General features: G+C 27.7%; 17 protein-coding genes, 1 tRNA gene and 1 pseudogene. All 19 read right to left on the bottom strand.

Going from position 1 to position 12,931, the window contains the following annotated elements; genetic code table 11:
* Positions 1-44 precede the first annotated feature (44 nt).
* Complete coding sequence (rplK, locus tag GM111_RS00480) at positions 45-479, bottom strand: 50S ribosomal protein L11 (protein ID WP_156298933.1); 435 nt, start codon at positions 477-479, stop codon at positions 45-47.
* 63 nt (positions 480-542) lie between these two features.
* A complete protein-coding gene (locus GM111_RS00475) occupies positions 543-1,115 on the bottom strand; it encodes a transcription termination/antitermination NusG family protein (RefSeq protein ID WP_156298932.1) in 573 nt (190 codons plus the stop codon).
* 14 nt (positions 1,116-1,129) lie between these two features.
* Positions 1,130-1,336: a preprotein translocase subunit SecE gene (gene secE, locus GM111_RS00470; RefSeq protein ID WP_156298931.1), complete on the bottom strand. Its 207-nt coding sequence runs from the start codon at positions 1,334-1,336 to the stop codon at positions 1,130-1,132.
* A 23-nt stretch (positions 1,337-1,359) separates the two neighbouring features.
* Positions 1,360-1,434: transfer RNA gene (locus GM111_RS00465), tRNA-Trp, on the bottom strand.
* Positions 1,435-1,445: 11 nt separating this feature from the next.
* Positions 1,446-1,595 carry a 50S ribosomal protein L33 gene (rpmG, locus tag GM111_RS00460; protein WP_012858555.1) on the bottom strand — a complete coding sequence of 50 codons (150 nt, stop codon included), beginning with the start codon at positions 1,593-1,595 and terminating at the stop codon, positions 1,446-1,448.
* Between the two features lie 113 nt (positions 1,596-1,708).
* Positions 1,709-2,827, bottom strand: coding sequence for a ribonuclease M5 (gene rnmV / locus GM111_RS00455; protein WP_156298930.1), 1,119 nt, complete (start codon positions 2,825-2,827; stop codon positions 1,709-1,711).
* 2 nt (positions 2,828-2,829) lie between these two features.
* Positions 2,830-4,308, bottom strand: a complete 1,479-nt coding sequence (locus GM111_RS00450; RefSeq protein ID WP_156298929.1) for an aminoacyl-histidine dipeptidase — start codon at positions 4,306-4,308, stop codon at positions 2,830-2,832.
* 101 nt (positions 4,309-4,409) lie between these two features.
* Positions 4,410-4,661: a KH domain-containing protein gene (locus GM111_RS00445; RefSeq protein WP_231479739.1), complete on the bottom strand. Its 252-nt coding sequence runs from the start codon at positions 4,659-4,661 to the stop codon at positions 4,410-4,412.
* Positions 4,661-4,900: a DUF4911 domain-containing protein gene (locus tag GM111_RS00440; RefSeq protein ID WP_156298927.1), complete on the bottom strand. Its 240-nt coding sequence runs from the start codon at positions 4,898-4,900 to the stop codon at positions 4,661-4,663. Before GM111_RS00440 ends, GM111_RS00445 begins: the two co-directional genes overlap by 1 nt.
* 2 nt (positions 4,901-4,902) lie before the next feature.
* Complete coding sequence (gene rsmA / locus GM111_RS00435) at positions 4,903-5,724, bottom strand: 16S rRNA (adenine(1518)-N(6)/adenine(1519)-N(6))-dimethyltransferase RsmA (RefSeq protein WP_156298926.1); 822 nt, start codon at positions 5,722-5,724, stop codon at positions 4,903-4,905.
* Positions 5,705-6,268: a hypoxanthine phosphoribosyltransferase gene (gene hpt, locus GM111_RS00430; protein ID WP_156298925.1), complete on the bottom strand. Its 564-nt coding sequence runs from the start codon at positions 6,266-6,268 to the stop codon at positions 5,705-5,707. Before hpt ends, rsmA begins: the two co-directional genes overlap by 20 nt.
* Before the next feature lie 65 nt (positions 6,269-6,333).
* On the bottom strand, positions 6,334-7,254 hold the full coding sequence (locus tag GM111_RS00425; protein WP_156298924.1) for an alpha/beta hydrolase: 921 nt from the start codon (positions 7,252-7,254) through the stop codon (positions 6,334-6,336).
* A gap of 82 nt (positions 7,255-7,336) precedes the next feature.
* On the bottom strand, positions 7,337-7,756 hold the full coding sequence (cdd, locus tag GM111_RS00420) for a cytidine deaminase (RefSeq protein WP_156298923.1): 420 nt from the start codon (positions 7,754-7,756) through the stop codon (positions 7,337-7,339).
* Between the two features lie 8 nt (positions 7,757-7,764).
* Complete coding sequence (deoD, locus tag GM111_RS00415; protein ID WP_156298922.1) at positions 7,765-8,475, bottom strand: purine-nucleoside phosphorylase; 711 nt, start codon at positions 8,473-8,475, stop codon at positions 7,765-7,767.
* A 20-nt stretch (positions 8,476-8,495) separates the two neighbouring features.
* The gene (gene deoC, locus GM111_RS00410) at positions 8,496-9,164 is read right to left on the bottom strand and encodes a deoxyribose-phosphate aldolase (RefSeq protein WP_156298921.1); all 669 of its coding nucleotides are present in this window, start codon (positions 9,162-9,164) and stop codon (positions 8,496-8,498) included.
* A gap of 19 nt (positions 9,165-9,183) precedes the next feature.
* Positions 9,184-10,488, bottom strand: coding sequence for a thymidine phosphorylase (locus GM111_RS00405; protein ID WP_156298920.1), 1,305 nt, complete (start codon positions 10,486-10,488; stop codon positions 9,184-9,186).
* A gap of 340 nt (positions 10,489-10,828) precedes the next feature.
* Positions 10,829-11,116, bottom strand: a complete 288-nt coding sequence (locus GM111_RS08465; RefSeq protein ID WP_269320125.1) for a BMP family ABC transporter substrate-binding protein — start codon at positions 11,114-11,116, stop codon at positions 10,829-10,831.
* A gap of 8 nt (positions 11,117-11,124) precedes the next feature.
* A pseudogene (locus GM111_RS08460) lies at positions 11,125-11,590 on the bottom strand (BMP family lipoprotein).
* Between the two features lie 260 nt (positions 11,591-11,850).
* Positions 11,851-12,873 (bottom strand): BMP family lipoprotein, encoded by a 1,023-nt coding sequence (locus tag GM111_RS00385; RefSeq protein ID WP_156298916.1) that lies wholly within the window; start codon positions 12,871-12,873, stop codon positions 11,851-11,853.
* Positions 12,874-12,931: the final 58 nt, after the last annotated feature.

The following is a 12,931-nucleotide window of genomic DNA, read 5'->3' as shown; positions in this document are numbered from 1 at the left end:
TTTGTGGTAATTGAAAATCTTATCTCCCACTTAATTTCTTGTTATTAGTCTTCTATTTTAATTCCCATACTTCTTGCTGTTCCAGCAATAACGTTCATAGCTGCTTCAACTGATGCTGCATTTAAGTCAGGCATTTTAGTTTCTGCAATTTCTTGTAATTGAGCTTTTGTAATTTTTCCAGCTACTTCTTTAACAGAGTTTTGTGCTCCTCTTTCAACTTTAGCTGCTTTTTTTAATAAATCTGATGCAGGTGGTGTTTTTAACACAAAGCTGAAGCTTCTGTCTGCATAGATTGAAATTTCTACTGGAATAATAAATCCAGGTTTATCTTGAGTTTGTGCATTAAATTGTTTACAGAATTCAGGAATGTTTATCCCTTTTGGTCCTAATGCTGACCCTACTGGTGGTGCAGGATTTGCTTTACCAGCGCTTAATTGTAATTTTACTTTATCCACGACTTCTTTATTGTTTTTAGCCATTTTCTATTTTCCTCCTTTGTGGTAACTGAATATTAAATCTCCCACTTTTATTACTATATAATTCTAAAATTTAGTAACTTCATTTAATCCTAAAGTTAATGTTGTAGGTCTACTTCCTACTTGAATTACTATTTTAACTTGTTTAGCGATATAATCTATAAATTCTACAGTACCTTCAACTCCATCTAAAGTTTTAACATAGTCTCCTACTTCATAATCAACTTTTTCTTGGAAGTCTTCATTACTCATTTTACTGAAAATATCCTCAACTTCTTTTTCATCCATTGGTAATGGATCTGATCCAACACCAACGAATCCTGTTACTCCATTTGTATTACGTATTATATACCATGCTCTACTATCTACTCTATAACTTACAGAATCTTCTGTTACATCTCTAAAAGTTAACATTTCAACTAGTACATAGCTTGGAAATATTTTTCTAAATACAGGTACCATTTTACCTTTTTTTTCTTCAAATACTTTTTCTTCAGGTACTAATATTCTAAAAACTTTATCAGTTAAATTTTCTGACATAATTCTTTTTTCTAAATCAGTTTTTACTTTCTTTTCGTATCCTGAATAAGTATGAATTATATACCATTTTTTAACATATTCTTTATTTTCTATTATCATCAGCCTTCAGCCCCCTAACTAAATAGTGATTTTACAATACTTGAAAATCTATCCATCAATGTTGTAAAGCCAAAATCAAATATTAATATCATCAAAGAAATAAATAAAGTTATTAATAATACTACTATAGTAACTTGAAACACTTCAGCCTTAGTTGGCCATTGTACTTGTTTATACTCAGCTATTATTTGATTAAATAAACTCATTTTCTCTTTTTTCATATATTAACTCCATATTCTTAAAATGGCAGGCCAGATAGGACTCGAACCTACAACATTCGGTTTTGGAGACCGACGCTCTACCATTGAACTACTGGCCTATTTTAAATAATTATTTTACTTCTCTGTAAAGAGAATATCTTTTTAACACTGGGTTGTATTTTCTTAACTCAATTCTTTCTGGATGAGTTTTTTTATTTTTAGTTGTAACATAATGTCTTAACTTTGTTTCAGTGCATTCTAAAATAACTTGTACTCTCATTTTTCATTCCTCCCAATATAAAAATTTGTATTGGTAATACAGATACTGATTTCTTATCAGCTTTCTAATTCTATCATAAGATGCTGTATTTGTCAACATTTTTTATTAGTTTTTTATTTAGCAAAGAAATCCTGTAAAGATTTAGGTAAATAAGTCTTATATTTTTCATAATCTCCTCTAACTTTTGTAGAGGAAACATTATATTCAAATCTATTTGGATCTGTTAAATGTATATCTAATTCTTTTGAAAATACACTTTCATCAACAAAATATTTTTCATAATTATTTTTATCTTCTATTTCATTTGTAAACACTGTATTAATTTTTATATTTTTTTCTCTTAATAGTTCTGCTACTCTATCAGTCCAATCTTTCCATCCATTAGGATAATAGGCTATACCTTCTTCTCTTAATACATGTACTTCTACATTAGGTAACATTTCTAATTCCTTTTTTAAATAATATAATCTATCATTTTCTGTCATCATTTTTGGCAATGTAGAATTCATAAGTAAATTAAAATCTCTATCTTTTTCTACACATAATAAAACATGCAACTTATCAACTTCAGTTGATGCATATTTAATAAAATTAACATGTCCAATATGTAATGGTATAAATTTTCCAAAAATAATACCAACTTTTTCTTTTTTTTGTAACTTTTTATTCATCATTAATATTGCCTCATTAAATTCATTGTATGAAACATTCATACAATTCAACATTGATAATAATGATTTAGAATTATAATATCCTATTTTAAGTATATCTCCTATTATTTCTCTTTTTAATTTAGAATCTTTCTCTCCAATTAAACCATGATCTAAAAGTTTATCTATACTATAAATATATTTTTCAGCATCATTATTTTCTTTTACTTTACTTGATAAATAATCATTGAATAGTTTATAAATATTTTCATTATTCATATTTTCAACACCAACATTATCGTTTTTTGTAGCTTCTTCTCTGCTTACAAAAAGATTAATAACATTGCCTTCAACATTTTTATTTATCTTTTCTCTTATTTTCTTCCCAGTAAAGTCTGGGTCAGTAAATAATAAGATATCTTTTTTCTTAGAAAGTTCATTAATATATGAAATCTTATCTTTACTTAAACCCACACTTCCATTTAACTGGATAATTGTTGCATCTATAACATCAGATAATCTCGTTACATCATCTTTACCTTCTACAACAACTATTTCATCTATTTTTAACTTTTTTTTCATGATTAATCAACTAAATCATATTCTTTTAAGATTTGTAATAAATAATCCCAAGTTAATGCAACACTTTCAATTTCTAATCTTTCATCAGGAGTATGTGCTCCAAATATATTTGGTCCAAATGATGTAACATCTAAATCATTTATTTTTTCAGTAAACATACCACATTCTAAACCTGCATGTATTGCTTTAACTTCAATTTCTTTTCCATATTTATTTTTAAATACTTTAGTGCATAATTCTCTTAAAGTAGAATCTTCTTTATACTCCCATGGATAGAATGAAGGAACTTTTTCTCCATAAGTTTCATATTTTTTACCTAATTCTATCAGGAATTCTTGTAATTCATCTAATTCTTTTAAATTAGAACTTCTTAATAAAGAATTTACTTTAAATGTTGTTTTATTTCCTTCAACAGTTGTTTTTAAAACTCCACAATTTAATGATGTTTGTACTAATCCTTCAATATTTTTACTCATAGTTCTAACACCATGTGGGAATTTATTATATAATGCAACAACCTTTCTTGTATCTCTATCAGATATTTTTCTTAGTCCAGTTTCAGTTACATCATTTAATTCATATCTTAAATTAGTTTCTTCTTCTTTAAATTCTTCAACCTTAACAGCAATAAATTTATCCATTAATTCAGATATTTCTTCTTTAGAAGCTTTAATTGCAATATATGCATGTGCTTCTCTAGGTATTGCATTATCTTTATTTCCACCATCAAATAAGATTAATTGATATTCATGTTTTAATTCTAAATGTTTTAATGCTTCCATTAATAATTTAATTGAATTTCCTAATTTTAAGTGAATTTCTGCTCCAGAATGTCCACCTTTTAATCCTAATATTTCTAATGAATATACTTTATCATCTTTATCTAATTCGAAATTTTCAACTTCAGTCATTAATTTAATAGTTGCTCCTCCAGCACTACTTACATAAATAGCTCCTACTTCTTCTGTATCTAAGTTGATCATTTTTTTACCACTTAATTTAGTTACATCAATATTTTCAGCACCAGTCATATTAACTTCTTCATCTGTTGTTAATAATATTTCTAATGCAGGATGCTCTATATCTTTTGCATCAAGTAAAGCAAGAGCCATTGCAACAGCAATACCATTATCTGCTCCTAATGTTGTCCCATCAGCTTTAATAAATCCATCTTCAACTTTTAGTTTAATCCCTTGTGTTTCAAAATCAAAATCTACATTTTTATTTTTTTCCCAAACCATATCGATATGACCTTGAATAATTAAAGTTAGATATTTTTCATACCCTGGAGTTGCTGGTTTTTTAATAATTACATTGAAATACTGATCTTGATATACATCAAAACCTCTTTCTTTCGCAAAATTTACTAACCAATCACTAATTTGTTTTTCTTTTCCAGATGCTCTTGGTATTTCTGATATTTTTTCAAAAAATCCAAAAACTGATTCAGGATAAATTCCTTTAGTAACTTTATTTTCCATAATAAAAACTCCCTTACAAAATATATTTTTACATCAAAATTATACCATAGTTTATGAAGATTTACAAATAAAAAAGAAGTCTATTTTACTAGACTTCCAAACTATTTTGTACTCTCACTAACTTTAATTGTTACATTATCTTTATTCTTATTTGCAATAGATCCAATAAGATTTCTTAAACTTGTAATAATTTTACCGTTTTTACCTATAATTTTACCAATTTCACTTTTATTAGCAAATATATCAATATAATAATTTTTTTCTTTAACTTGTACACTAATTTCGTAGTTTTCTCTTGAACCTGTTAAATTTTCAAGCCAGAAATTAACTAATTCTAAGTAATAATCTTGCACTACAATTCTCCTTCCCATATTCTTTCTTCAAGAACTTTTATTTCTATTCCATTTTTCTTAAATTTTTCAAGCAGCAAGTTAACATCATTTACAAAGAAAGTATTTGTTAGTATTTTTATTAAACCTTCTTTTCTATCTAGCGTTCTTACTATTGCTAGACCTTCATAAGCCTCAACAACTTTATTTATAAAATCAATATTATACTTATCTGTAATAATAATATATTCATAACTTTGCATAATTATTCCTTCTCAAACATTTTTATTATATTTATAAAATCTTCAATAGATAACTCTTCTGCTCTTGCATTTTTACTTTTACCTATAGATTCTAAAGCATTTTCTGTATTTTCTTTTGATATACCAATAACTTTTAAATTATTTGATATGCTCTTTCTTTTTGATACAAAACTTGCCTTAACATACTCTAAATATTTATCAAATGAAAATAATTTAGAATATTTCCCTTCTTTATCTATTTCAATTCTAATAAATGCTGAATCAACTTTAGGAACTGGATCAAAAAATTCTTTTTCTACAGTAAATAAATACTCTACTTTTGAATGGAAACCTACTACATGAGTGAATACCCCTCTATTACTTGTATTTTTTTCAAAATTCAATCTTTCTCCAACTTCCTTTTGTACCATTAAATATATATCTTTAATATTATCTTTAAATTCTAGTAGCCTATTAATAATTGGAGCAGTAATATAATAAGGAATATTTGCTATTACTCTATATTCTTTTCCTTCCTCCATTATTTGACTTAAATCAAATTCTAAAAAATCTACATGTATTAATTCAAAGTTTTCATAACTGCCAAATTTCTTTTTAAGTACAGGTATTAGATCATTATCTATTTCAAAAGATTTTAATTTTGCTCCACTCTCTAATATCATTGATGTTAAAAAACCAATTCCAGGTCCAATTTCAATTATATTATCTGTTACTTTAATTTGAGTAACTTCTCTTATTTTTTCAAGCAAAAAATTATCATCTAAAAAGTTTTGTCCAAACTTTTTTTTGTGTTTATGTTCTTCACTATTTTTTTTCTTTTTCATATTTCTCTAAATCCATTACTCCAATATATGGAATATTTCTATATTCTTGTATAAAGTCTAAACCATAACCTAAAACAAATTCATTTGGAATTTGGAATCCTGTATATTGAATATCTATATCTGCTTCCCTTTTTGTAACTTTATCAAGTAAAGTACATAATAATACATTTTTTGGACCTCTTTTTCCAATTAATTGTAATACTTTCTTTAAAGTTAACCCAGAATCTATAATATCCTCAACTATTAATACATTTTTTCCTCTTACTGAATAATCTAAGTCCTTAATTATCTTAATATCCTTAGTTGTTTCAAATCCATCTCCATAGCTTGAAACTTCCATAAAATCTATTTTTAAAGGTAATTTTATTTCTCTAATTAAATCTGCCATAAATAGTATTGAACCCTTTAATATACCAACAACTATAAATTCTGCATCATCATCTTTAAAATCTTTAGTGATTTGTTCCCCTAATTCTTTAACTCTAGCTTTTAGTTGTTCTTCTGTAACAATTTTTCTAACTATTCCTGCTTCCCAGTCTTTCATTTATCTTACCTCTCTCTTGTTATATTTTTTTTATTCTAACATATCAAAACTAATAAAATCAAGTATTAATTAAATTTATCTCTTAAAAATTCACTAACTATATTCCAATATTTTTCTTTATATAGAAAATGAGCTTGAACATGTTTTGCATCTTCAAAAATAAATATCTTTTTATCACTTTTTAATAAACTATATATCTCTTTTGCATTTTCTGATGGTACAAACCCATCATCACTACCATGTAATATTAATCCTGGTATTGATGTATTTTGTAAATCTGATGTAGCATCTACATCATCAATAGAATATCCAGCTCTTATTTTTACCATACTATTTGCAATATCTAAGATTGGAAATGATGGTAAAGAATAAAGTTTCTTAAGTTGATATGAAAAAATTCCTCTTAACTTTATATAACCACTATCTTCAATAAATCCAACTACATTTTCTTTATTTATTTCTCCAAGTGAATTTATAACTGTGGCAGCACCCATACTTCTTCCAAATAAGACAAATTTATTTTTAGGATACTTTTTCAACAAATATTCTACCCAATTTACTAAATCCTCACTGTCCTTTCCTCCCATTGAAATGAAAGTACCTTCACTTTCACCAAAAGAAATTAGATCGGGTGAAAATACATTGTAACCTAATTTATATATTTCTCTAATATGTGTAGAAAGCTCTCTTGAATTACTATTAAAACCATGAACCATAATAACCCAATTCATACTATTTTCATTAATAAATTCATATCCAACTAAATTAAACCCTGTTACAGATTTCATTTTTACTCTATTTTTATTATTTTCAAACCATTTAATATTATTTTCAAGTTCTAAATCAACTCTTCCATCATGATCTTGATTTGAAACCTTACTTTTATTTGAACTTGCATTGATTGATATATTATAAAAATAATTACCAATGCCAAAATACAATAAAACAAAAAACAATATACTTATTAAACCAATTTTTTTCTTCATAACTCTACCTCCAAAATAAGTATATTAAATTTTTATACAAGTGTCAATTATTAAATATAAAAAAATGCCCTAAGGCATTTTTCTATAAATTTAAATCTTCTGGACCAAATGAATAAGGTATCATTTCATCCATAGTCCATAACATATATTCATCAGATTTTGATGTTGCTAATACTATTAATGTATCTCTCTTAGAAAATTCTCTAATTACTTGTCTACACATTCCGCAAGGGCTTATAGGTTTTTCAGTATCTCCTGTAATAACTATTAAGTCAATATTTTTCATACCTTTAGTAACTGCGGCTGCTATAGTATTTCTTTCAGCACAAACAGTAAGACCATATGATGCATTTTCAACATTTACACCTTCATGTAAATTACCATCAGTATCTATCATTACTGCTGCAACCCTATATTTTGAATAAGGTGCATAAGCTCTATCTAATAAAACATTTGCTCTTGAAATATATTCTCTTATTTCTTTTTCACTATATCTATTCATATAACTCCTTAGAATGTTAATGCAGCATCTAATGCTAATGTAATCATATCATTAAATGTAGTTTGTCTTTCTTCAGCTGATGTTGCTTCTCCTGTTACTAATGAATCACTTATAGTTAATAAAGTTAATGCATTAACATTAAATTTAGCTGCAGTAGTATATAATTGTGCTGTTTCCATTTCAACACATAATACTCCAAATTTAGACCATTTTTTCCAACCTTCAAAATCGTCTCCATAGAATGTATCACTAGTTAATACATTCCCTGCTTTTAAATCCATTCCTTTTGCTTTTGCAGTTTCATAAACTTTAAATAATAGTTCAGCACTTGCAGTAGGTGCATAGTCTGCTCCATTAAATCTTAATTTGTTTATTGCAGAATCAGTTGATGCTGATAAAGCTACAACAACATCTCTTATTTTAATATCTGCATTAGTTGCTCCTGCAGTACCAACTCTTATTAAATTTTTTACTCCGTATTCATTGATTAATTCATGAGTATATATTCCTATTGAAGGAACTCCCATACCTGTTCCTTGCACAGATATTCTTTTTCCTTTATATGTTCCCGTAAATCCTAACATTCCTCTTACATTATTGTATTGCACTACATCTTCTAAGAATGTTTCAGCTATATATTTTGCTCTTAACGGATCTCCAGGTAATAATATAGTTTCTGCTATATCTCCTTTATTTGCTCCTATATGTGGTGTTGCCATAATATCACTCCTTTTATTTATTAATATTTTGTTGGGTCTACTTTAGCACCAGTTAAGATTTCAACTCCTGAACTAGTTCCTAAACGTGTAGCTCCTATTTCTATATATTTCTCTGCAGTTTCAAAGCTCTTAACTCCTCCACTTGCTTTAACTTCTGCTTTATCTCCTACCATTTTTTTCATTAATATTACATCTTCAAATGTTGCTCCAGCTGTACCAAATCCAGTAGATGTTTTAACAAAATCTGCATTTGCATTTAATGATAATTCACAAGCTAACATTTTTTGATCATCATTTAAGTAACAAGTTTCGATTATTACCTTTAAAACATTTGATCCTATTGCTTCTTTAATTGCACGTATTTCATCTTCAACATATTTTGAATCTCCTGCTAATAATTTACCAACATTAATTACCATATCAATTTCATTTGCTCCGTTTGCTATAGCTTCTTTAGCTTCAAAAACCTTAGCTTCTGTAGTCATAGCTCCTAAAGGGAATCCAACTACTGCAGCAACTTTAACGTCACTACCTTCTAAATGTTGTTTAGCTTCTTTTACATAACATCCGTTTACACAAACTGAATAGAATCCATATTCTTTGGCTTCATCACAAAGTTTTTTAATTTCACAAGGTTTAGTTGTAGCTTTTAATACTGTATGGTCAATATATTTTGCAATATTTAACATAATTATTCCTCCTATATTTTTATTCAACTATATCTAAAATTGGTGTTAATGTTTCTAACACTTCATTACCTATTACATAAGATTCAAGTACCATTTCTTTTGAAGTATTTACTTTACTATCATCATTATAATATATTTTTGCAATAACTTCATCTTTTTCAACTTTATCTCCAACTTTTTTAAGTATTTTAATACCAACTGCATGATCAATTATTGAGTCTTTAGTTTCTCTTCCAGCACCTATTACCATAGCTGCTTTTCCAATTTCTTCTGTTTTTATTTTACTTACTATTCCAGAAGATATTGATTTAACTTCTAAAATATTTTTTGCTGTAGGAAGTAAAGTATAATCATTAACAATTTCTGGATTTCCTCCACTTTCTTTAATAAAGTTTGCAAACATTTCTAAAGGTTTTCCTGTTTTAATTATATTATCAATAATTTCTTCTCCTTCAGATAATTCTTTTATTTCCCCTTTTGCTTTTAAAGCTAATGAAACTATTGTATATACTACTTTTCTTAAATCAGAAGAAATATTCCCTTTTAAAGCTTCTATACCTTCAATAATTTCTAATGCGTTTCCTATATTATATCCTAATGGTTCATCCATATTTGATAATACTACTTTTACTTGTCTGTTAGTACCTTTACCTATAGCAACCATTCTTTTAGCAAGTTCTCTAGCTATATCTAAAGTCTTCATGAATGCCCCATCTCCAACTTTAACATCTAAAATAATAACATCATTTTGTATAGCAAGTTTTTTACTCATTATACTACTTGCTATTAATGGAATTGATGGAACTGTTGCTGTTACATCTCTTAATGCATATATTTTTTTATCAAGTGGTACAATTTTATCACTCGAACCCATTAATCCTATACCAGTTTTCATTGCAATTTCTGATAATTCTTCCTTAGTTTTTGAAAATTCAAAACCTTCTATAGATTCAAATTTATCAATAGTTCCTCCAGTATGCCCTAATCCTTTTCCAGATAATTTTGCAGTAGCCATTCCAAGTGAAGCAAGTAATGGTGCTAATACAACCGTAACTTTATCTCCAACTCCTCCAGTACTATGTTTGTCTACTAAAAATTTGTCTAAATTTGGAAATTCAATTACATCACCAGAATCTCTCATTGTCATTGTAAAATCAACTAACTCTCTATCAGTCATTCCTTGAAAATATGTTGCCATTAAAAATGAGGCAATTTGATATTCAGGAACTCTTTCTTGCATGTACTCATCTAAAAGAAATTTAATTTCTTCAGTACTTAATTCAAATCCATCTCTTTTATTTTGAATAATATCAACAACTCTCATAGTTTTTTCCTTTCATATATTAATATTATACTATTAATTTACTTCTTTATCAATTAATCTGACAAAAAAACAGGAAATAAAATTCCTGTTTTTTTTGACTTAGGTTGAATTTATTGCAACTAAGTATATTAATAATATATATTTTTATAGTTTCAATATAATTTTACCTTTATTTTAATGATTTGTCAATATTTTTATTTCACTGTACCATTTGGATCTACAGTAATTTTACCACTCTTAATATCTTCAATTATAAAGTTAATTTTATCTATATTTTCTTGTCCAATCATATCTTTTGTAAATTCATTATCCATTACACCTAATCCATTATCTTTAACACCTAAAGTTTTACTCCACCTTTAAATTCGTTATTTAAAACCGCTTTTATACTTTCATATACCCCAGTATCAACTCTTTTAATCATTGAAGTTAAAATATGACCAGGTACTTCAGCATCTTGATTAGAATCTACACCTATACCGAAAACTTGTTTTTCTTCAACTGCTTTAAATACTCCAAAACCTGACGCTCCTACAACATGCATTACTACATCTGCGCCTTTTGCAATTAATGTTTCTATTAATTGTTTAGCTGCAACAGGATCATTAAATGAATCTGCACCATTAATATATGATATTAAAACATTAACATCTGGATTAATATATTTTGCCCCTTGGAAATATATCTAGTAGCAAATTTATATATTACAGGAGCTTCTACTCCACCTATAAAACCTATAGTGTTAGTTTTAGTCATCATTGCAGCTAATGCACCAGTTAAGAAAGTTCCTTCTTGTTCATCATAAACTATAGACAATACATTGTCTTTACCTTCTATAACATCATCTATCATAACAAATTTTTGATTTGGATATTCATCACCAACAGCAATTAAAGCTTCTGTCATTGAATCCAATACCAATTATTAATTCATACTCACCTGTTTGAGCATATTCATATAATACATTCTTCGCTTCTACTGAAGTATCTTTTGGTTCATATTCTGATACTTCTATACCAAAATCTTTTATAGTTTGTTGTATTCCCATGTATGCAGAATCATTAAAGCTTTTATCTCCTTTTCCACCTGTTGAGTAAACTATAGCAACCTTTTTAGCATTACTTACTTCAAATTTTACTTCTTCTTTCTTCTGCTATTGGCCGACCTATTCATAAATTCTATAACCCTAATGGCCTATTATTTAAACAGGTATTTTTGTATTACTCAAATTTACTTATTAATTTTATTTTTTATAAACTGTTGTTGTGTTTTATATTAATCAATAAAATTATATACATCTTATTAGAATTCTAATTTCCTATAGAAAAAAACAGGACTAAATTAGTCCTGTTTTATATATCCTTATTGTAAAGGACCGTTTTCATCAACTGTAATTTTACCTTCTTTGATTTCTCCATATAAAGCATTTAATTTATCGATGTTTTCTTGTCCAATTATATCTTTAGTGAATTCGAATTCAGTAACTCCAACTCCGTCTTCAGCTATACCGAAGTATTTAACTCCACCTTGGTAGTTTCCTTCTAATACTGCTTTGATAGTTTCAAATACTGCAACGTCAACATTTTTTAACATTGAAGTTAAGATTGATCCTGGAACTTCAGCATCTTGGTTAGAGTCAACTCCTATAGCAAATACACCTTTTTCTTGAGCAGCTTTGAATACTCCTGATCCAGAAGCTCCTGCAGCGTGCATTACTATATCAGCGTTTTGTGCGATAACACTTTCAGTTAATTGTTTAGCAGCAACTGGGTCGCTGAATGGGTTTGAACCATTTACATAAGCTGAAACGATTTTTACATCAGGGTTAACGTGTCTAGCACCTTGAATGAACCCTGTAGCAAATCTGTGGATAACTGGTGCTTCTACTGCTCCAATGAATCCTAATACGTTAGTTTTAGTCATCATAGCTGCTAAAGCTCCTGTTAAGAATGCTCCTTCTTGTTCTCTGAACATTAATGAAACAACATTGTCTTTTCCTTCAACTACATCATCTATTAAAGCGAATTTTTGGTCAGGATATTCTGCCGCAACTGCTTCTAAAGATTCTTTCATAGTGAATCCAACACCGATAATTAATTCATATTCTCCAGTTTGAGCATATTCAGTTAATTGGTTTTTAGCTTCAACTGAAGGATCTTTTGGTTCGTATTCTGAGAATTCAACACCTAATTCTGCTTTAGCTTTTTCCATTCCTCTGAAAGCTGAATCGTTGAATGATTTATCTCCTTTTCCACCTGTTGAATATACAATAGCTACTTTTTTAGCTGGTGCATCAGCAGCTGGTGCTTCTTCTGTTTTAGCTCCACAAGATAGAACAAAAACGAAAGTAAGTAAAATTGTTAAAATTCCAAATAATTTTTTCATTTTAAAATTCCTCCTAAATATTTGTTGTAACTTATTATACAATTTTTTTTTGTAAAAA

The sequence above is a fragment of the Streptobacillus canis genome (genome assembly GCF_009733925.1).
Lineage (GTDB): Bacteria > Fusobacteriota > Fusobacteriia > Fusobacteriales > Leptotrichiaceae > Streptobacillus > Streptobacillus canis.
Note: the sequence above shows the minus strand (reverse complement) of the source record. Positions and strands in the feature narration are given on the sequence as shown.

Excerpts from the sequence above, each read along its gene's own strand:
- rplK (WP_156298933.1), bottom strand. The coding sequence starts at position 479 with ATGGCTAAAAACAATAAAGAAGTCGTGGATAAAGTAAAATTACAATTA.
- GM111_RS00475 (WP_156298932.1), bottom strand. The coding sequence starts at position 1,115 with ATGATAATAGAAAATAAAGAATATGTTAAAAAATGGTATATAATTCAT.
- secE (WP_156298931.1), bottom strand. The coding sequence starts at position 1,336 with ATGAAAAAAGAGAAAATGAGTTTATTTAATCAAATAATAGCTGAGTAT.
- rpmG (WP_012858555.1), bottom strand. The coding sequence starts at position 1,595 with ATGAGAGTACAAGTTATTTTAGAATGCACTGAAACAAAGTTAAGACAT.
- rnmV (WP_156298930.1), bottom strand. The coding sequence starts at position 2,827 with ATGAAAAAAAAGTTAAAAATAGATGAAATAGTTGTTGTAGAAGGTAAA.
- GM111_RS00450 (WP_156298929.1), bottom strand. The coding sequence starts at position 4,308 with ATGGAAAATAAAGTTACTAAAGGAATTTATCCTGAATCAGTTTTTGGA.
- GM111_RS00440 (WP_156298927.1), bottom strand. The coding sequence starts at position 4,900 with ATGCAAAGTTATGAATATATTATTATTACAGATAAGTATAATATTGAT.
- rsmA (WP_156298926.1), bottom strand. The coding sequence starts at position 5,724 with ATGAAAAAGAAAAAAAATAGTGAAGAACATAAACACAAAAAAAAGTTT.
- hpt (WP_156298925.1), bottom strand. The coding sequence starts at position 6,268 with ATGAAAGACTGGGAAGCAGGAATAGTTAGAAAAATTGTTACAGAAGAA.
- GM111_RS00425 (WP_156298924.1), bottom strand. The coding sequence starts at position 7,254 with ATGAAGAAAAAAATTGGTTTAATAAGTATATTGTTTTTTGTTTTATTG.
- cdd (WP_156298923.1), bottom strand. The coding sequence starts at position 7,756 with ATGAATAGATATAGTGAAAAAGAAATAAGAGAATATATTTCAAGAGCA.
- deoD (WP_156298922.1), bottom strand. The coding sequence starts at position 8,475 with ATGGCAACACCACATATAGGAGCAAATAAAGGAGATATAGCAGAAACT.
- deoC (WP_156298921.1), bottom strand. The coding sequence starts at position 9,164 with ATGTTAAATATTGCAAAATATATTGACCATACAGTATTAAAAGCTACA.
- GM111_RS00405 (WP_156298920.1), bottom strand. The coding sequence starts at position 10,488 with ATGAGAGTTGTTGATATTATTCAAAATAAAAGAGATGGATTTGAATTA.
- GM111_RS00385 (WP_156298916.1), bottom strand. The coding sequence starts at position 12,873 with ATGAAAAAATTATTTGGAATTTTAACAATTTTACTTACTTTCGTTTTT.